The following is an 18,415-nucleotide window of genomic DNA, read 5'->3' on the forward strand; positions in this document are numbered from 1 at the left end:
CCGCTCAATAGTTTTTAACTAACAACCCGGATAGTTATTATTCAACGGGGCGGGCATTGGCAGTGCGCAGCCTGGTCTGATGTCGCCGGTGCCGCAAGGCGCGGGCCACAGCGGTTCACAGCGGGCTCGCAGTGGACTCAAGCGCCTTTGGCAAGCGGGAATTCGATCGTAACTTCGAGGCCAGGGCCTGGCGTGCGATTGCGCAAGCGCAGCGCGCCGCGATAACGGCCGACGAGCCGCTGCACGATCGCCATGCCGAGACCCGTGCCGTTCGCCTGCGTGCGAGCGGAGTTCACACGATAGAACGGCCGTGTGACGAGCGCGAGTTGGTCTTCCGGAATGCCCGGGCCTTCGTCGACCACCGAAAGCTCGACGCGCGAGTGCGACACACGCGTCTCCAGAATGACGTGCGGAATGCCGTCGCCATCGCTCAAACCGTATTTGCGCGCGTTTTCCAGCAGATTGCCGACGACGCGCCGCATGTCGGTCTCGTCCGCTTCGATCACCGCCGACGGCGCAAGCCGCGTGATCAGGCGCATGCTGTCCTCGCTTTGCATGCGCGCGGCGAGTTCGCTTGCGATCACCGACAGATCGACGGGCTCGGGCACGCGCTGCACCGGCCGCGCGTAATCGAGGAAGCGGCCGATGATCATATCCATCTGCTCGATGTCGTCGACCATTGCGTCTTTCGTGCTTTGATCCGACGGGCTCATTTCCGTTTCGAGCCGCAGCCGCGCGAGCGGCGTGCGCAGATCGTGCGAGATGCCGGCGAGCATCAAGGCGCGGTCGGCCTCGAGCTGTTCGAGGTCCCGCACCATCTGGTTGAAACTGCGATTGGTTTCGGCGGCCACGCCCATGCCGCGCTCGGGCAGCGGTTCGGGCGACTGGCCCGAGCCGACCCGGCGCGCGGCCATCGCGAGACGTGCGAACGGCCGGTTCACGAGACTCGTGATGAAGGCCGCGCCGAATAGCGACAACGCAAGCGCGAACACGCCCCAGCCGGCCCATTGCAGGCCGGTCGCATTGTCGAGCTGATCGCGGTCGAGGGCGACCCAGTAATCGTCGTCGTCGATCTTGAAGCTGATCCACACGCCAGGGATGTCGTTGACGCTTTGCGCGATCACGGTGTCGTCGCCGAGACGGCCGCGAATGTCGTGTTCGATCAGCCGGTTCAGCGACTCGTCGGGCTGCAGCTTGAACTTGTCGGTGGTTTCGCGCGGATACACGCGCACGCCTTCATTGCTTTCCAGATCTTGCAGCAACGCGCGCCGCAGATCGGGATCGGAATAAAGGAGTGCCGTGCGTGTGAGCTTGACGATGGCGACGAGCTGCAACGCCACGCGCTGCGCGCGCGGCTCGCGCTCGATCACCCGGAAGCTCTGGAACCACGCGGCGAGACTGACTGCGATCAACAGCGCGATCAGCAGAAAGGTCCGCCAGAAAAGGCCGCCGAACGCGAGCGTCAGGAGGCGCCGGTCGATCCGCATGGGCCCTTCTTATCTGAAAACAAAAGCTTGAGGTGTGAACAAACTCAGGCTGCGCCGTCGGGAATGAACACGTAGCCAAGACCCCATACCGTCTGAATGAAGCGCGGGCTGCCTGGGTCGGGCTCGATCAGCTTGCGCAGACGTGAGATCTGCACGTCGAGGCTGCGGTCGAACACTTCGTATTCGCGGCCGCGAGCGAGTTCCATCAGCTTCTCGCGCGACAGCGGCTGGCGCGGATGACGCGCGAATACTTTAAGCACCGAGAATTCGCCGGTGGTCAGCGGAATTTCCTGGCCTGCCTTGGTGAGCGTACGGGTCGCGAGATTGAGCGCGAACTCGCCGAACTCGAAGACCTCGGTGGTCTCGGACGGCGCGCCCGGCAATTCCGACGGCGACTGACGACGCAACACAGCATGAATTCGCGCGACCAGTTCGCGCGGATTGAACGGCTTCGGCAGATAGTCGTCAGCGCCCATTTCGAGGCCGACGATACGATCGACGTCTTCGCCCTTGGCCGTCAGCATGATGATGGGCGTGCGGTCGTTGCTGCCGCGCAGACGGCGGCAGATGGACAGGCCGTCCTCGCCAGGCAGCATGAGGTCGAGCACCAGCAGATCGAAGCGCTCGCGCACCCACAGCTTGTTCATGGACGGCGCGTTCTCCGCCACATAAACATTGAAGCCTTGTTCGCCGAGGTAGCGGCGCAGCAGGTCGCGCAGGCGCGGATCGTCGTCGACGACGAGGATTTTCGAAGGGTTTTTGGTTTCCATGGTCGGCATCTTAGCGCGATTAGAAAGTGGTGCGCGGTTGCATCATTTGTCGAGTTACAGTCAGTTACAAAATTTACCCTGCCTGTGGCACGGCGTAAAGCGACGCCAGTTAGACTCCTTTACTGAATGCGGCTGTTCGGTGGATACTTCACTCGACTAAAACCCACGCGCCCGGCTCGTAACCGGGTTTGTCACACGCATTTGAGGTCGCCGGTTGCCGCGCCACGAAGGGAACAACATGAAGGGAGGGGTTTGGCCGAATGTGCGCCTGAACGTGATTGCACTGGCGGTCGCCGGTACGCTCGCAGGCACATTGGGATCAACGCTCGCCCACGCCCAGCCTTCTGCCGACAGAGCTGCGAGCGCGCGCGCGCCCAGACTGAGCCCCTCAAAAGCAAACCGTCATGACTCGAACAGCGAGCGGCCTGCATCGGACGTGATGCTGCGCACCGCGGTTCCCCCCGACCTCGATCAACGCCGCCGCGATGGGCATATGACGCCGGACGAACGTCGTTTGCTGAGGCAGCATATCGAAGATGCTGTGCGGGAGCTTTATAAGCGGTAGGGTTTTGGTGGTGGTGGTCGTCGTGCTTGTTCTGGTTTTAGCGTTCCACGCTGTCTTTCCGTTCTTGTGCTGTCTTGTGCTTGTTCGCACTTGCATCGCTCTTCGCTGTGCTTCCCGTTCGTGATTTTGCTGGGCATGTCTTGCTCATCATGCTGACAAGGTGTGTCGAGTCTTGCATATGGCCTGTGTACTAGAAGCGGGCAGACAAGGGAGCGGCATGCCGCATGCGATGCGTCATCGTGCGTGAAGATGCGGTCTGTCATGAACGCATCGCGCGCCTTGCACATTTGCTCGCCAGTGATTCGCGCATCCTTCCGGACGCCCAATGAAACGACGCAGCTTTCTCTCGATGAGCGCCGCCGCCAGCGCGGCCCTCTGGCTGCCTCGCACATTCGGCGCTGAGCCGGCCGCGCACACGGCACGTCACGTTCCAGCGTTCGCCCGCGATAACGGCAAGCTGCTGATCCTCATCGAATTGAAGGGCGGCAATGACGGTCTGAACACCGTCATTCCGTTCGCCGATCCGGCGTACTACCGGCTCCGTAAGCGCATCGCAATCAGACGCGAGCACGCGATTCAACTCGACGAACGCACGGCGCTGCATCCATCGCTCGAACCGTTGATGCCTTTGTGGCGAAGCGGGCAGCTTGCGATCGTTCAGGGCGTCGGTTACGCGGCGCCCAATCTCTCGCATTTTCGTTCGATGCAGATATGGGACACGGCATCGCGCTCCGATCAGTACCTGCGCGAAGGCTGGCTCAGTCGCGCGTTCGACAGCGCGTCGGCGGCGGCTGGTTTTGCCGCTGAGGGCGTCGTGATCGGCAGCGCTGAAATGGGACCGTTGGCGCTGGGCGGCGGTGACGGGGCGCGTGCCGGTCGCACTCAAGTTGTAGAGGCCGGGAAAGGCATCGCTCAACTATGTGGTCGGCCGCTGCGCGCACAAGACGCAACGCGACTGACGACCGCGTTTCCATGCAGTTCGTTCGGCGCGTCGATAAAGAGCGCGATGCAGATGCTCGCGGCCCGCGATAGGTTGCGCGTGCAAGCACAGCAAGGGCAGGCACTGCGACTACATGCTGCGCAAGCGGACACAACCGCCCCTGCAACCGCAATCCGCCTGACGCTAAACGGCTTCGATACGCATCAGAATCAGCCGGAGCGCCACCGTCTGTTGCTGACGCAATTTGCTGAAGGCTTGGCTGCAATGCGATCGGCGCTTGTCGAACTGGGCCGTTGGAACGACACGCTCGTGATGACGTACAGCGAGTTCGGGCGGCATCCGCGTGAGAATGGCAGCGCCGGCACGGACCACGGCACCGTGGCGCCGCATTTCATGATGGGTGGACGAGTGCTCGGCGGCTTGCACGGCGTGCCGCCGCAGTTGGCGCGGCTCGACGGCAATGGGGAGCTGCCGGTCGGCGTCGATTTTCGACAGCTTTACGCGACGGTGCTCGCGCGCTGGTGGCGTGTCGACGCACAGGCGATCTTGCGGCAGCAGTTCGAGCCACTCCCTTTGCTGCACATCTGACGACGGCGCGCGCCGCCCGTTACGCTTACTTTGCGCGCCACGCGATCCACAGCTTGCGGACCGGCGTCAACGCGATGCGTTGATGCAGCACGTGATAACCGTCGCGCTCTATTTCATCGAGCAACGCGCCAGCGAGCGCGCCCTGCGCAAGCAGCGTGCGCTGCGAACGGCGCTCGCTGCGCGGCACGGCGGCGAGCGCGCTATGCAAGGCATCGCGGGCACGCTTCGTCTGAAAGCGCATGAGCTCCGTAAACGCATCCGAATATTTTCGATTGATCAGGTCCGCGGCTGTCACACTGAAGCGCTGCATTTCGTCAATAGGAATGTAGATGCGGCCGTGGCGCGCATCGTTGCCCGTTTCCGCCACGAGTTGTGCGAGCAGCAGCGCTTCGCCTAACGGTGCGGACCAGCCCGGAGCCTGTGCGCCGTCGGTGGGTGCGCTCGTGGGTGCGCTCGTGGATCCATTCGTGCTCGCCGCGCGCGCCACAAGCGCGGCAAAAGTGCCGCCGACCGCCTGCACATAGCGGCGCAAATTCGGGTAGTCCAGGTAACGCGCCTGGTCGAGATCCATCTCGAAGCCGCCAAGCAGCGTCTGCAACGCGGGGTATTCCGCTTTGACGTCGGGCAGCGAAGCCGCGAGCGCCTTTGCAACCGGATGCGTGGGCGAGCCCGCAGCCAACGCGCCGAGTTCGTTTTGCCACCACGCGAGCTTCGTGCGGCCAATCGCGGGGTCGCTCACTTCCTTGACCGTTTCCTCGAACTCGCGGCGCAGTGCGAAGAGCGCGGTCAAGCGCGGCTGACTGGCGGCCGGCGCTTGCCGCAGCGCGTAGTAGGCGCTCGATCCAGGGGGCGCCGCTTTTTGCTGGCAATATTCGTCGAAATTCACGGCGTGGAATGTGGGGAAGGGCAGGCGAAGTGAGCACGGCATGCGTGCGCGAAGCCGAAAATTGTAGCATCGGCGGGGCAACGGCAGAGGCGCGAGCCGGATGCCCGGCAGTTGCAGACAAGCGCGAATCAATGCGTTAGAATCTCGCGCTTACGCTTTTGGGCGCGTACATTTGAACGCGCCGGAAAGCATGCAGGACATCGGGCGAGACGTACAACGTTGGCCCGGCTGCGAGGGTGGCGAAATTGGTAGACGCACCAGGTTTAGGTCCTGACGCCCGCAAGGGTGTAGGGGTTCGAGTCCCCTCCCTCGCACCATTAACTTCTCGATATAGAGCGGTCTGCGGATTTCCTTGGCGTGTTGACCGGCGGCCTTGAAGCGAATCCGGGATTCTCGGCAGGAACATAACATCATCGAATTTCTTGACGTTGATGTGCTGCCCGAGCCGCGTATAGACATCTTCTGTCTTTCCAATGTATTGGATATTCCGCTGCCTCAAGAAGAAATAGAGTCCGCGGCGCTAGGCCGGAATCGGAACCTGTTGAAGGCCTGCGCGCTCAAGAAGCTTTCCGTGCATCGCTGCATTCTTTTCGCCGTTTTCTTTTCCAAACTTATCCACGGTCTTTGCGCCTGAAGAATCGTCGCCGGCGCGCTTGCGCGCCGTTTGCCAGACGCGGTAAATCTGGTGCGAGCCGGCGTACCGTTCGCGCGTCGTTGGGTCGATGAACAGCGGGCCGTCCGCTATGGCCCACCTGTACAAATGAGACCGTCGGTCCGGTTCCGCAGGTTATCAATCACTCGATATTCGGGAGTGCCGGCCATGCGTCGGGATCTCCACCCATCGCCACACACATGTCCCGCATGAGGTCCGTGCTGACCTCGATCCACTCGGGCGTACCGAACGGAACGTCCTCGGGATTCTTTTTGCCCTGCGCTGAGCGAGTGCGGCGCACGGTCGCGCTGACTTCCTTCATTTCATCGAACAGAAGGTAGTCCGGCTTGGTTGGTTCGTTATCTGCCATCTCTTGGTCTTTGGTATTTTTTTTTGGTTGATCGGAAAGATACTCCGATTTTCTGATGTCGTAACTTCCAATTTCGGAAAGTTGTGCCGTCCCGTCATGCGGGACGAATCAAAAGCGCGCCCGACAATCTGCTGGCGAGGCTGCAATCAGGAATTGACGGCGGCCTGAAGCGGTACGACGCCGAGTGTTCGCGATCGTCGCGATGTGCAGTGAGAACCCCCGTCAGGTCACAGCACTCGCCGGGGCTCTTTCTTGAATGGTCCCTTGGGTGACTCTTTTTTGGTGACCCGGATAGGCGGCGCGCACGATGCAGGCCGGTAGAGGCCCGCATGGCGAGGTCAGGCCGCTCAGGCTTCCGGTGTGGCGGGCGGCGCCTGCGTGCCCGGCAGATCGGATTGCGCGGCGCCCTCGAGAAAGCGCCGCGTCGATTCGAATGCCTGCAACATCGGCTCGGGCCACGGCGTTTGCAGCATGACCGCCTGATGGTTTTCGAATGCCGACGACAACAGCTTCACCAGTTCCGGCGAACGCAGATGGCGGAACAGCACGCTTACCGCGATCGCCGTCGCCTGGCTCGCACCGGCCGTCTGGAGTTCCGACGCCGTGAGCGCCGCGACCTGTTTGTTGATGTCCACTGAAACTTCCCTGAATAGAGTTGGATGACTGGCTCGCGCGCCGCGCGGTTCATCGACTTGAATGGAAGCGATAACCCGGCGCACGCGGCGGACCCGGGATTTTGACACGGTTGGCGTTTTGCCGCGAAGACAGCGTCGCGATCAGTGAGAATGCGGCGCGCGGATAATCGCGTGCCGTTGTTCGGGTAATTGACTCGGCAAAGGCGCTGGCAATAACGGTTCGATTCGGTAAGCGATTCGCTTTAATTAATCGACGCACATCAGCCGCATAATGAGCGATGAAATTTCGGCAAGTGTTGTCGGAGACGTGGCGACATCCGCGTTCAATTGGCTTGCCTGCCGCTCGTCATCATCTATCGGGGGATAGCTGCTTGAAAAGCCCGCTTTGCACGTCGCTTTGCATGTTATTCTGCGCGCCGATTTTCGCTGATTCCACATGCCGTATTCGCGGATAATCCGCGCGACCGAGGTTGCGATCAAACGGGTATCGCCGGAAAACACAATAAAAGAGGGATGCGATGAGCGTGATATTTGCCGTGCTGGGCGCGGTGGTCGGCATGCTGGCTTCGTTGTCGAACGATCTTCCGCTCGGCTACGGCGCATTGTTCGGCGCGCTCGCGGGCTTTGCGCTGGCGCGCTTGCGCAAGAGAAATCCAGCGGGCACTGCGCAGTCGCCATTGCCGGGCGCTACCGCCACGGATGCGCCCGGCGCGCCTCGTGACCTGGCGGCTCGCGTCGAGTGGCTGGAACGTGAACTCGTTTCGCTGCGCGGCGAGATCCGGCAATTGCGTGAGGCAGCGGGTATTGCATCAGCCGACGACGACGCTCGAGCGCCAGCGCCGATGCACGCATCAGACGCCGCAACGATGCGCGATTCAGTTGCGGCAGGCACCACAGAGCATCGCTATGCAATCGCGCCGCAAGAGGCTGTGAAGCTCACGGCGAGAGCGTCGGCGGCGCTTGCGCCAGCGGGCGGGGAGGCGGGCGCGTCGATTGATCGGCAGACGGAAACGTCAACCGGCATGGACGCCGCCGCACAAACACAAGCACAAACACAAGCACAAGCACAAGCACAAGCACAACTCGACGCAGCCGCGCGCGCCCAAGCCGACGCCGCCGCGCCAGCACAACCGAACCTCGCGGGCCTCCCGCAAGCCACTGCGACCGACGCGGCACAACCCGCCCAACCGCAACCCGACGCCGCCGCGCATACCCAACCTGACCTCGCCGCCCCGGCACAACCCAACCTCCCACCCGCCCCCCCACGCGGCCCCGGCGTCGTCGAGCGCCTTTTCAAAGCAGGCCGCGACTGGCTCTTCGGCGGCAATACGGTGGTGCGCGTCGGCATCGTCGTGCTGTTCTTCGGCATTGCGTTCCTGCTCAAATACGCCGCCGACAACAGCCTGCTGCCGATCGAATTCCGCCTCGCCGGCGTCGCGCTCGCCGCGACGGCCTTGCTCGTGCTCGGCTGGCGCATCGGCGACAGTCGCGGCGCGTACGGGCTCGTGCTGCAAGGCGGCGGCGTCGGCGCGCTGTACCTGACGGTGTTCGCCGCGACCCGGCTCTATCATCTGCTGCCCGCCGGCGCAGCCTTGCCGCTGATGATCGCCACCTGCGCGCTGAGCGCGTTCCTCGCGGTACGGCAGAACGCGCCTTCGCTCGCGTTCATGGGCAGCGCGGGCGGCTTCCTCGCGCCGCTCCTCTTGTCCACCGGCGGCGGCAGTCATGTGATGCTCTTTAGCTACTACGCGTTGCTCAACGCGGGCATCTTCGCGATCGCGTGGTTCAAGGCATGGCGTCCGCTGAATCTGCTCGGCTTCGTCTTCACGTTCTCGATCGGCGCGGCGTGGGGCGCGACGGCATATCGTCCGGAACTCCTCGCGAGCACCGAGCCGTTTCTGATCCTCTTCTTCCTGATGTATGTCGGTATCGCGCTGCTCTACGCGGTGCGCCGCGAACTGACGCTCAGGCATTACGTCGACGGCACGCTCGTGTTCGGCACGCCGCTCGTCGCAATCGGCCTACAGTCCGCGCTGATGCGAGGCACCGAGTTCGGGCTCGCATGGAGCGCCGTCGCGCTCGCCGTCTTCTATCTCGCGATAGGGGGCTGGCTCGCGCCGCGCCGCGCGCGCCTCGGCCTGCTTTTCGACTCGATGTTCGCGCTCGCCGTCATCTTCGCGACGCTCGCCGTGCCGCTCGCGTTCACCGGACCGACGACGAGCGCGACGTGGGCAATCGAAGGCGCCGCGGTGACATGGCTCGCCGTGCGGCAACGACGCCTCGTCGCGTTCGCCTTCGGCCTGCTGATGCAACTGGCCGCGGCGGGCGCGTTTGTCGTCGGCACGGTTTTGTCGTTCAGCCACGCGGCGAGCTTGCCGGTGCTGAACGGCGCGTATCTGGCAAGCGTACTGATTGCGCTCGCCGGCATCTTCACCGGATGGCGTTTGCACGGCCGCAGCGAAGCACGCGACTGGCACGCGTGGCTGCCGCAGATTGGCGTGGTCGCGAGTCTGTGGGGTCTGCTGTGGTGGGTGGGGGGCGGGCTCAACGAGATACAGAGCTACGTCCATGCGTACGTTCCGGACGACCGCGACCGAGTCGGCATCGCATTCGTCGCGCTGTTCGCCGCGCTGAGCGCATGGCTCGCTCATGGCGCGCGCCGCAAGCTGCGCTGGCCGCTCGCCGAGTGGCCGGCGCTCGCGCTCGTGCCTGTTCTCGCCGCGCTCACACTCGAACTTTTTGCATTGAACATGAGGCCGGTCAGCGGTTACGGCTGGCTGGTTTGTCTGCTGGTTGCCGTCGCCAGTTACGCGCTTTTATGGCGTCAGCAGCGTGACGTCGGCGAGCGCATTCTCGCGCCGCTGCACACGCTGATGTTCTGGACCGCCGGCACGCTCGCCGCGCTCGAAGGCTACTGGGCGTTGCGCGCTTACGTGCCCGAAGGTGCATGGAGCTGGAGCGCGTGGGCGTATGGCTTCGGCGCGCTGCTGTTGCTGCTGGCCGGCGTGGGGCATCGTCTGCGTTGGCCGGTTGCGCGCTTCACGCGGGCCTATCAGGTGTGGGCCGCGGCGCCGCTCGCCGCGTTGCTGTGGGCGTGGACCATTGCAAGCGTGACGAGCGACGGCAGCGCCGCGCCGCTCTTCTGGCTGCCCATCGTCAATCCGCTCGACGTGGCGCAGATACTCGTGTTCGTCGCGGGCGCAGTGTGGCTGCGACGGCTGCGCGCACTGGGCGTGCAATGGCATCCGCGCGCGTTCGATTATGCCGTGCTCGCGACGCTGTTCCTGTGGTTCAATGCGTTGCTGCTTCGCACGCTGCATCATCATTTCGACGCGGCGTACGACGTGACCGCGGTGCTCGCGTCGTTCACGCTGCAGCAGGTGTTCCTGGTCGGATGGAGCGCGTTCGCGTTCGCCGGTTTGTGGCTCGCGCGACGCGACAACATCGTGCGCCTGTGCGCGATTGCGTCGACGCCGCTCGTGCTCGTGATGTGGCTGTGGACGTTCTACGCCAACCTGACGCAGGACGGCGGCGCGTGGGCGCGGCTGCCGTTATTGAATCCGCTCGATCTCGTGCAGGCCGTGGTCTTTGCACTGGCCGCGCTCTGGCTCGTGCGCGTTCACCGTCTCGGGCGTGCCGCTCGACGGCTACCGGCTGCCGCTGCAAGTCGCGGCCGGGGCGACCGGCTTCGTGTGGTTGAATGCGATGCTGCTGCGCACGCTGCATCATTGGATCGGCGTGCCGTACGAGTTCGCGCAGATGTCCGAGTCGATGCTCGTGCAGGCGTCGGTCTCGGTCTTCTGGACGCTCTGCGCGCTGGCGGCGATGATCTGGGCGACGAGGCGCGCAAGCCGTATCGTGTGGTTCATCGGCGGCGGGTTGCTCGGCGCGACTGTCGTCAAATTATTTCTGTTCGACCTGTCGCACGTGACGGGGATCGAGCGCATCGTATCGTTTATCGGTATCGGCCTGATGTTGCTGCTGATCGGCTACTTCTCGCCGCTGCCGCCCAAGCCGATGGTCAGGGAAACTGAACAATGAAGCATCTTCTGAAAGTGACGGGCTGGTGTGCCGCGCTCGTGTGCGCGTGGACCGCGGCGCCCGCGTGGGCCGAAGATTTCGCGCGGCACTTTGCGCTTCAGCTCGACGACGGCGCGGCCTACTACAGTGTGACGCTGCCGGCCGCGGTCTATGCGGCAAGCCAGCGCAACGATCTCGGCGACGTGCGCGTTTTCAACGGCGCGGGCGAGCCCGTGCCGTACTCGCTCGAGGGGCCGCGCGAGCCGGCCCGCACGCCGCCGACGCTGCGTCCGGCCCGCTGGTTCCCGCTTCGTCCGGCCGCCGCAGGTCAGGCGGGTGCACCGCTGGGCGTGACGATCGCCGCCGACGGATCGCTGCGCGCCACCGCCGCGCCGCCTGGGCGCGCGCAGCACGACACCGATCTGATCGATGCCGGTCAGGCGTCGCACGAAGGCCGCGCGAGCGCGCTGCTGATCCATCTGCGCGACGACAATTACCAAGGGCGTGTGTCGGTCGAATCGAGCGACGATCTGCGCAACTGGCAACCGGCCGGCGATGCGCAACTGCTCAAGGTCAGCTACAACGGCAGCACGCTGAGCCAGGACCGGATCGAACTGAACGGTGCGCACGCGCGCTACCTGCGCCTACGCTGGCTCGACGGCGCGCCGTACCTCGAATCGATCGATGTGGAAGTGCAGGCGGCCGGCGCGGGGCGCACACAACTCGCGGACAGCCAGCGCGAGTGGCGCGAAGGCATCGTTGCGCGCGCGGGTCCGAAGGCCGGCGAATATTTCTTTAGCACCAGCGGTCCTTTTCCGGTCGACCGGCTGCGGCTCAATCTGCCGCAGCCCAACACGGTGGCGCCCGCGGTCGTCTATTCGCGCGGCGAACTGGGCGGGGCGTGGCGCGAGGTGTCGAATGCGACGCTGTTCCGTTTGCATAACGGGGACGTCGAACAGAACAATCCGTCGCTTCAATTGACGCCGGATACGGACCGTCACTGGCGGGTGGTTGTCGATGCGCGTAACGGCGGACTCGGCAGCGGCGTGCTGACTGTTGCAGCGGGTTGGCGTCCGGCGACGCTGACGTTCGTCGCGCGCGGATCGGCGCTCTTTCACGCTCGGCGTGGGCAATGCGTCCGCAGTGTCGACCGCGGTCGGGCGCGATGAGTTGCTGATGGACGCGTCCTCGGCGATTGCCACCGCGCGCGTCGGCGAGCCGCTCGCGCTTGCGCCGAATGCGAATGCGCCGTCGCCGGCGAATGCGGATGCGTATCGGCGCTATGTGCTGTGGGCCGCATTGCTGCTGGCCGTCGGCTCGCTCGCGGCGATCGCGTGGCGTCTGGCGCGCAGCGTGTCGCATCGGGTGCCGGCGGGCGATGCCGCGGCAAGCGCATCGGGCGCGATGGCCGGCGGTCTTGCCAGTACGGCGGCTGCGGCGACAGACTTAAACGTTCCAGCAAGTGCTTCGCCCCAGGATAATGCGAACGCGGTTTCAGCTGGTGCAGGGCACGCGCCGGAAGCCGGGCATCGGCGCGAGAGCAACGACTGAGACGCGCGTGCGTTCGCAACGAACGACACGCGTTATCGACCTCTGTTCATGAGCGCGGCATTCGTCGCAAATTTGAAGCGCCGCGCGTCATGTCTGGCGCTTGCCGGCTTCAGACTCGAGCCGCGTTTCACACGCTTCACGCGTCGCGCGTAGTCATCATCTCGATGACCTTGTCGAGCGCTTCGCCTAGCGCGAGCTTTTCGTTTTCGTCGAGGCAATCGAACAGGTCGCCATTCCACTTGCGCGCGATCGGCATCACCTTGCGATACAGCGCGCGGCCCTCGGGCGTGAGCGACACGAGCACCACGCGTCCGTCGTCGGCACTCGCTTCGCGTTTGACGAGTCCCTGTCTGATCAGACCTTCGGCGGCGCGGCTCGCCTGGCTCTTGTCGAGATTGGCATGCCTCGCGAGTTCCATGATCGAGAACGGTCCAAACGATCCCACCGACGCAATCACGCGAGCTTCCGGCAACGTCACGCCGAGCTTGTCCTGGTAGCGCTCGCTGATGCCGCGCTCAGCAAGCTTGTTGAGTACATGCAGACGATAAGTGAGGAGCTGTTCCAGGCCAGCTTTGGCGGAGTCCTTCATGGTCTTCCCGTGATGAGTGGCGTGGTTGTGGCGCTGTGATTGTTGCCGCAACCATGCCGCCTGGTCAACGCGCGCCGTACTTCAAACGCGTCAGTTGTTCGGCCTCATCCGCCAGGAGCCGCGCGGCGTCGCGAATCGCGAATTCAAGCGTGATCGGACCGGGTGCCGGCGAGAAGCAACCACTGAAAAATTCGGCAAGGCGCGGCAACGCGGCGGAGTCCACGGCGCCCGACAAAAGTGTGGCCGGCACGCCTGCGGCTTGCGCATGACGGCACGCGATGAAGGGCGCTTTGCCATGCAGCGTTTGCACGTCCGAGCGTCCTTCGCCGGTGATCAGCCAGTTCGCGCCTTCGAGCGCGGCGTCGAGCCCGAGTTGCCGCGCGACCGTTTCCGCGCCCGGCTCGAACTGCGCGCCGAGCATGTGCAACGCGAAGCCCAGGCCGCCCGCGGCGCCCGCGCCGGGCAGATCGCGGGCACTGCGCCCGAGCGCCGCTTCGAGGAGATCCGCGTAACGGGCGAGGGCGGCGTCGATCGTCGCGACCTGTTCCGGCTTGACGCCCTTTTGCGGGCCGAAGACGGCGGTCGCTCCATGCTCACCGGTCAGCGGATTGTCCACATCGGACATGCCGATGAATTGCGTGCCCGCGAGCCGCGCGTCGAGTTGCGACACGTCCACGCGCGCGACGCGAGCGAGTTGCTCGGGCGAGGGCTCGAGTTCCCCGCCTTGCGCATCGAAGAGTTTCAGACCGAGTCCGACGAGAAGGCCCGCGCCGCCGTCGTTCGTGCTGCTGCCGCCGAGCGCGACGAAAAATCGCCGCACGCCCGCGTCGAGCAGCGCGCTGATCGCTTCGCCCATGCCGCGCGTGTTGCGCGCCTGAACCGGCACGCCCATCCCGACCGGATCGGTGATGCCGACGATCTCCGCGGTTTCCACGATCGCGCTGCCGTCGGCGAGCACGCCGGTCAGCGCGTCGCGCACCGGCCCGGCCGCACCGCGCACGCTCAGCGTGCGGCGCTCGCCGCCGCTCGTCAGCATGGCGTCGAGCGTGCCTTCTCCGCCGTCCGCCATCGGGCAGATACGGACTTCGGCGTCCGGACGGGCGCGCCGCACGCCCGACGCGATCGCCTGCGCGACCTGTTCGGCGCTGAGCGAGCCTTTGAAGGAATCGGGGGCGATGACGACGACAGGCGTGGACGGCGAATTCGGCATGGTGTCTCTGAATGGTTGGAATGGTTACGAGCCGGGAGGCGGCGGTGAAGCGGACGCGGCGCCGCTCCGAGCGCGTTCGCTAGCTTATCAGCATGGCCGCGCCGACTAAATATGCCGAAAGGCATAGGCGGCATTGTGGAAATTGCGATCCGGTAGCGCGGCGGCATCGCCGGCGAAGTGCGAAACCGACTCGAAAACAGCCCGGAAAGGGCTCCGAATGCCGATAAAAACGCGCGTAATCATCGAATCCCGGCTAGGCGCGGCAAATAGTTTGCTAAAATATTCGGCTCTTTGGACCCAACCGTGCTGCCGGCGGCCTGCAAGCCCGCGGCGCAGGCGCGCAAATGCGGCACGAGAAGATAACTGAATTCGCTCGAATAATTTTAGGACGATTGAAGCCATGGCTAACGTTGTTGAGAACCTCGGCAAGCTCGAACGCCGCGTAACGATTTCCCTGCCGAAGGACGCCGTGCAGAAGGAAGTGGACTCGCGTATCCGTCAACTCGCGAAGAACGTGCGCATGCCGGGTTTCCGCCCGGGCAAGGTGCCGCTCAAGATGGTGACGCAACAGTATTCGGGCCAGGTGGAAGCGGAAGTGCTGAGCGACAAGGTCGGCAAGGAATTCTTCGACATCAGCCGCGCCGAAAACCTGCGCGTCGCCGGTCAGCCGAGCTTTGCGCCGAAGGTCGACGCGACTGAAGGCGATTACGCTTTCGACGCGACCTTCGAGGTCTATCCCGAAGTGAAGCTGGGCGATGTCGCCACGGCTGAAATCGAGCGCACCACGACCACGATCACCGAAGCGGAAATCGACCGCACGCTCGAAATCCTGCGCAAGCAGCGCGTGCATTTCCACGCTCGCGGCGAAGCCGGCGAGCACGGCGACGGCGGCGCGGATACGGCGGCCAAGGAAGGCGATCGCGTGTCGGTCGACTTCGTCGGCAAGATCGACGGTGAAGTGTTCCAGGGCGGCAGCGCCGAAGACTTCGCGTTCGTGCTGGGCGAAGGCCGCATGCTGCCGGAATTCGAAAAGGCGGCTACGGGCCTGAAGGTCGGCGAGTCGAAGGAATTCGACCTGGCATTCCCGGCCGACTATCACGGCAAGGAAGTGGCCGGCAAGACCGCGCAATTCACGATCACGATGAAGAAGATCGAGTGGCCGCATCTGCCGGAAATCGACGCTGAATTCGCGAAGTCGCTCGGCATTGAAGACGGCGATCTGACCAAGATGCGCGCCGAGATCAAGGACAATCTGGAGCGCGAAGCCAAGCGCCGCACGCAAGCCATCGTCAAGAATCAGGTGATGGACGCGCTGCTCAAGATTTCGGAACTCGACGTGCCGAACGCGCTGATCGAACAGGATCAGGAACGCCTCGTCGCGATGGCTCGCCAGGATCTAGAGCAGCGCGGCGTGCCGAACGCTAAAGATGCGCCGATTCCTGCCGCTATGTTCAAGGAACAGGCCGAGCGTCGCGTGAAGCTGGGTCTCGTGCTGGCCGAGCTTGTGAAGGCGAACGACCTGCAGGCAAAGCCGGAACAGATCCGCGCCGAAGTCGACGAATTCGCGAAAAGCTACGAAGACCCGAAGGAAGTCGTCCGCTGGTATTATTCGAACCAGCAACGCCTTGCTGAAATGGAAGCGTACGTCGTTGAAGCCAACGTCGTCGAATTCGTGCTGAGCAAGGCCAAGGTGACGGACAAGGAAGTGAGCTTCGAAGAACTGGCAAGCGCAACGGCGCAAGCGTAAGCGTCGCTGCAACGGCGTGCCGGCTGTCGGAGCGACGGCCAGCACGCCGTTTTTTTGTGCTGCATTTTTGTACTGCCTGTCGTGCAGTCGGCGCGCACTTGAATACGGGCCGGTCGACCACACCTGTCTAGCATCAAATATTTAGAATATTTCCAGACAAGGATCCATTGCATGACCTTTCGCGCCCAAATGCTGGACACGTTGACCTCCCAGTCGTCCCGGGATCTCGAAGCGCAGGCGCTCGGACTGGTGCCGATCGTCGTGGAAACGAGCGGTCGGGGCGAGCGCTCGTATGACATCTACTCGCGTCTTCTGAAGGAACGCATTGTGTTCCTGGTCGGCGAGGTGAACGATCAGACGGCCAATCTCGTCGTCGCACAAATGCTGTTCCTCGAGAGCGAGAATCCGGACAAGGACATCTACTTCTATATCAACAGCCCGGGCGGATCGGTTTCGGCGGGCATGGCGATCTACGACACGATGCAGTTCATCAAGCCGGACGTCTCCACGCTGTGCATGGGGCTTGCGGCGAGCATGGGCGCGTTCCTGCTGGCAGCGGGCGCGAAGGGCAAGCGCTTCGCGCTGCCGAACTCGCGCGTGATGATTCACCAGCCGCTTGGCGGCGCGCGCGGTCAGGCGTCGGACATCGAAATTCAGGCGCGGGAAATCCTTTACCTGAAGGAGCGGCTGAATCATCTGCTGGCGCACCACACCGGCCAGCCGGTCGAGCGTATTGCGCGCGACACCGACCGTGACAACTTCATGTCCGGCGACGACGCGCAAGCGTACGGTCTGGTCGATCAGGTAGCCCACAAGCGTCCTTGATCGGGTACGGATTTGCCCTAATTCGGGGCAAATCCGGCGCCTGATCGGTTGTGAAATAATCAAGACTCGTCCGAGCGCCTGCGGCAAACGCCGTCACCTTGCTCAGCCCCGCCGCGCCCAACTGCGAGGCTGGGGCAAACGGCGTATCATGTAATCGAGTGTCCGGAGGCTCACACATCTATGGCGGACAAGAAAGGTTCTAACAGCGAAAAGCTGTTGTATTGCTCGTTTTGCGGCAAGAGCCAGCATGAAGTCAAGAAACTGATTGCCGGCCCGTCGGTGTTCATCTGCGATGAATGTATCGACCTGTGCAACGAAATCATTCGCGACGAAGCAGCAGGCGCGGGTATCGAGGCGGGCTTGTCCAAGTCCGATCTGCCGAGTCCGCAGGAAATCCGTGAAATCCTCGACCAGTATGTGATCGGTCAGGAACGCGCGAAGAAAATTCTCGCGGTCGCGGTGTACAACCACTACAAGCGCCTGAAGCATCTCGACAAGAAAGACGAGATCGAGCTGTCCAAGAGCAACATCCTGCTGATCGGCCCGACCGGTTCCGGCAAGACCTTGCTCGCGCAAACGCTCGCGCGTCTTCTGAACGTTCCCTTTGTCATTGCGGACGCAACCACGCTCACCGAAGCGGGTTACGTGGGTGAAGACGTCGAGAACATCATCCAGAAGCTGCTGCAGAACTGCAATTACGAAGTCGACAAGGCCCAGCGCGGCATTGTCTATATCGACGAAATCGACAAGATCAGCCGCAAGTCGGATAACCCGTCCATTACCCGCGACGTGTCGGGCGAGGGCGTGCAGCAGGCGTTGCTGAAGCTGGTCGAAGGCACGATGGCGTCGGTGCCGCCGCAAGGTGGCCGCAAGCATCCGAATCAGGACTTCATCCAGGTCGATACGACCAACATTCTGTTCATCTGCGGCGGCGCATTTGACGGCCTCGAAAAAGTCATCGTCGATCGTACTGAAAAGACCGGCATTGGCTTTGGCGCGAGCGTGAAGAGCAAGCAGGATCGCGACGCCGGCGAAGTGCTGCGCGAAGTGGAACCGGAAGATCTGATCAAGTTCGGTTTGATTCCCGAACTGATCGGCCGTCTGCCGGTGGTCGCCACGCTTGGCAAGCTCGACGAAGCGGCGCTGATGAAAATTCTCGTCGAACCGAAGAATGCGCTGGTGAAGCAGTACCACAAGCTCTTCAACATGGAACGGGTCGAACTCGAAATTCGTCCGGCCGCGTTGCAGGCTGTGGCGCGCAAGGCGATCCGTCGCAAGACGGGCGCGCGCGGACTGCGCTCCATCCTGGAACAGGCGTTGCTGGACGTGATGTACGATCTGCCGCAAATGAAAGGTGTCAGCAAGGTCATCATCGACGACAATGTGATCGACGGCGACGGCAAACCGTTACTGATCTACGAAGACGCGCCCAAAGTCGCGGGTTCGAACTGATCGGCTTCGGATACCGCAAAAAGCCGTTCATGGCGACGTGAACGGCTTTTTCGTTTATCGTGTGGTCAGAAAGATTGTTTTCACAATGGAGTCACTGAACCTTCGGAGTCACTGAACTTTTCCCACAC

Annotated in this window: 14 protein-coding genes, 1 tRNA gene and 2 pseudogenes; 8 read left to right on the forward strand and 9 right to left on the reverse strand. The window is 63.3% G+C overall.

Going from position 1 to position 18,415, the window contains the following annotated elements:
• Positions 1 to 137 precede the first annotated feature (137 nt).
• Both ABIE53_RS10300 and ompR read right to left on the reverse strand, forming a co-directional pair.
• Positions 138 to 1,487, reverse strand: coding sequence for an ATP-binding protein (locus tag ABIE53_RS10300; protein WP_006048916.1), 1,350 nt, complete (start codon positions 1,485 to 1,487; stop codon positions 138 to 140).
• 44 nt (positions 1,488 to 1,531) lie between these two features.
• Complete coding sequence (gene ompR, locus ABIE53_RS10305; RefSeq protein ID WP_006048917.1) at positions 1,532 to 2,266, reverse strand: osmolarity response regulator transcription factor OmpR; 735 nt, start codon at positions 2,264 to 2,266, stop codon at positions 1,532 to 1,534.
• Positions 2,267 to 2,495: 229 nt separating this feature from the next.
• On the opposite strand from ompR, the gene ABIE53_RS10310 reads away from it, so the two are divergent.
• Both ABIE53_RS10310 and ABIE53_RS10315 read left to right on the forward strand, forming a co-directional pair.
• Positions 2,496 to 2,822, forward strand: a complete 327-nt coding sequence (locus tag ABIE53_RS10310) for a hypothetical protein (RefSeq protein ID WP_082366974.1) — start codon at positions 2,496 to 2,498, stop codon at positions 2,820 to 2,822.
• Between the two features lie 325 nt (positions 2,823 to 3,147).
• A complete protein-coding gene (locus tag ABIE53_RS10315) occupies positions 3,148 to 4,350 on the forward strand; it encodes a DUF1501 domain-containing protein (protein ID WP_114156085.1) in 1,203 nt (400 codons plus the stop codon).
• A gap of 25 nt (positions 4,351 to 4,375) precedes the next feature.
• Here the strand turns inward: ABIE53_RS10315 and ABIE53_RS10320 are convergent, their stop codons facing one another.
• Entirely contained in the window at positions 4,376 to 5,236 is an 861-nt protein-coding gene (locus ABIE53_RS10320) for a squalene/phytoene synthase family protein (RefSeq protein ID WP_114156698.1), read from the reverse strand.
• A 230-nt stretch (positions 5,237 to 5,466) separates the two neighbouring features.
• Here ABIE53_RS10320 and ABIE53_RS10325 point away from each other — a divergent pair.
• A tRNA-Leu gene (locus tag ABIE53_RS10325) sits at positions 5,467 to 5,553 on the forward strand.
• 203 nt (positions 5,554 to 5,756) lie between these two features.
• Here the strand turns inward: ABIE53_RS10325 and ABIE53_RS10330 are convergent.
• The 3 genes from ABIE53_RS10330 to ABIE53_RS10340 all read right to left on the reverse strand — a co-directional run bounded on the left by ABIE53_RS10330 (position 5,757) and on the right by ABIE53_RS10340 (position 6,893).
• The gene (locus ABIE53_RS10330; RefSeq protein WP_107707717.1) at positions 5,757 to 5,996 is read right to left on the reverse strand and encodes a hypothetical protein; all 240 of its coding nucleotides are present in this window, start codon (positions 5,994 to 5,996) and stop codon (positions 5,757 to 5,759) included.
• A gap of 34 nt (positions 5,997 to 6,030) precedes the next feature.
• On the reverse strand, positions 6,031 to 6,258 hold the full coding sequence (locus ABIE53_RS10335; protein WP_006048920.1) for a hypothetical protein: 228 nt from the start codon (positions 6,256 to 6,258) through the stop codon (positions 6,031 to 6,033).
• 347 nt (positions 6,259 to 6,605) lie between these two features.
• On the reverse strand, positions 6,606 to 6,893 hold the full coding sequence (locus ABIE53_RS10340) for a hypothetical protein (protein ID WP_114156087.1): 288 nt from the start codon (positions 6,891 to 6,893) through the stop codon (positions 6,606 to 6,608).
• Positions 6,894 to 7,411: 518 nt separating this feature from the next.
• Between ABIE53_RS10340 and ABIE53_RS10345 the strand changes: the two are divergent.
• Positions 7,412 to 10,934 (forward strand): annotated as a pseudogene (locus ABIE53_RS10345) (DUF2339 domain-containing protein).
• Positions 10,931 to 12,464: pseudogene (locus ABIE53_RS10350) on the forward strand (DUF3999 domain-containing protein). Before ABIE53_RS10345 ends, ABIE53_RS10350 begins: the two co-directional pseudogenes overlap by 4 nt.
• Positions 12,465 to 12,600: 136 nt before the next feature.
• Here ABIE53_RS10350 and ABIE53_RS10355 read toward each other — a convergent pair.
• The 3 genes from ABIE53_RS10355 to ABIE53_RS10365 form a co-directional block, all read right to left on the reverse strand.
• Positions 12,601 to 13,053 (reverse strand): MarR family winged helix-turn-helix transcriptional regulator, encoded by a 453-nt coding sequence (locus tag ABIE53_RS10355; RefSeq protein WP_029968344.1) that lies wholly within the window; start codon positions 13,051 to 13,053, stop codon positions 12,601 to 12,603.
• Positions 13,054 to 13,117: 64 nt separating this feature from the next.
• Positions 13,118 to 14,263, reverse strand: a complete 1,146-nt coding sequence (locus tag ABIE53_RS10360) for a glycerate kinase (RefSeq protein WP_006048925.1) — start codon at positions 14,261 to 14,263, stop codon at positions 13,118 to 13,120.
• Positions 14,264 to 14,368: 105 nt separating this feature from the next.
• The gene (locus ABIE53_RS10365; protein ID WP_376915113.1) at positions 14,369 to 14,665 is read right to left on the reverse strand and encodes a hypothetical protein; all 297 of its coding nucleotides are present in this window, start codon (positions 14,663 to 14,665) and stop codon (positions 14,369 to 14,371) included.
• On the opposite strand from ABIE53_RS10365, the gene tig reads away from it, so the two are divergent.
• The 3 genes from tig to clpX all read left to right on the forward strand — a co-directional run bounded on the left by tig (position 14,664) and on the right by clpX (position 18,287).
• Positions 14,664 to 16,010 carry a trigger factor gene (gene tig / locus ABIE53_RS10370; protein ID WP_006048926.1) on the forward strand — a complete coding sequence of 449 codons (1,347 nt, stop codon included), beginning with the start codon at positions 14,664 to 14,666 and terminating at the stop codon, positions 16,008 to 16,010. The genes ABIE53_RS10365 and tig overlap by 2 nt on opposite strands.
• A gap of 171 nt (positions 16,011 to 16,181) precedes the next feature.
• Positions 16,182 to 16,835: an ATP-dependent Clp endopeptidase proteolytic subunit ClpP gene (gene clpP / locus ABIE53_RS10375; protein ID WP_006048927.1), complete on the forward strand. Its 654-nt coding sequence runs from the start codon at positions 16,182 to 16,184 to the stop codon at positions 16,833 to 16,835.
• 180 nt (positions 16,836 to 17,015) lie between these two features.
• Entirely contained in the window at positions 17,016 to 18,287 is a 1,272-nt protein-coding gene (gene clpX / locus ABIE53_RS10380; RefSeq protein ID WP_006048928.1) for an ATP-dependent Clp protease ATP-binding subunit ClpX, read from the forward strand.
• Positions 18,288 to 18,415 lie beyond the last annotated feature (128 nt).

It is taken from the genome of Paraburkholderia sp. OAS925 (assembly GCF_040543975.1).
Classification (GTDB): Bacteria; Pseudomonadota; Gammaproteobacteria; order Burkholderiales; family Burkholderiaceae; genus Paraburkholderia; species Paraburkholderia graminis.

What these genes read in the sequence shown, in the direction of transcription:
- clpX (WP_006048928.1), top strand. Translation starts at nt 17,016, where the DNA reads ATGGCGGACAAGAAAGGTTCTAACAGCGAAAAGCTGTTGTATTGCTCG.
- ABIE53_RS10355 (WP_029968344.1), bottom strand. Translation starts at nt 13,053, where the DNA reads ATGAAGGACTCCGCCAAAGCTGGCCTGGAACAGCTCCTCACTTATCGT.
- ABIE53_RS10335 (WP_006048920.1), bottom strand. Translation starts at nt 6,258, where the DNA reads ATGGCAGATAACGAACCAACCAAGCCGGACTACCTTCTGTTCGATGAA.
- ABIE53_RS10315 (WP_114156085.1), top strand. Translation starts at nt 3,148, where the DNA reads ATGAAACGACGCAGCTTTCTCTCGATGAGCGCCGCCGCCAGCGCGGCC.
- ompR (WP_006048917.1), bottom strand. Translation starts at nt 2,266, where the DNA reads ATGCCGACCATGGAAACCAAAAACCCTTCGAAAATCCTCGTCGTCGAC.
- ABIE53_RS10300 (WP_006048916.1), bottom strand. Translation starts at nt 1,487, where the DNA reads ATGCGGATCGACCGGCGCCTCCTGACGCTCGCGTTCGGCGGCCTTTTC.
- ABIE53_RS10365 (WP_376915113.1), bottom strand. Translation starts at nt 14,665, where the DNA reads ATGGCTTCAATCGTCCTAAAATTATTCGAGCGAATTCAGTTATCTTCT.
- ABIE53_RS10310 (WP_082366974.1), top strand. Translation starts at nt 2,496, where the DNA reads ATGAAGGGAGGGGTTTGGCCGAATGTGCGCCTGAACGTGATTGCACTG.
- clpP (WP_006048927.1), top strand. Translation starts at nt 16,182, where the DNA reads ATGACCTTTCGCGCCCAAATGCTGGACACGTTGACCTCCCAGTCGTCC.
- ABIE53_RS10360 (WP_006048925.1), bottom strand. Translation starts at nt 14,263, where the DNA reads ATGCCGAATTCGCCGTCCACGCCTGTCGTCGTCATCGCCCCCGATTCC.
- tig (WP_006048926.1), top strand. Translation starts at nt 14,664, where the DNA reads ATGGCTAACGTTGTTGAGAACCTCGGCAAGCTCGAACGCCGCGTAACG.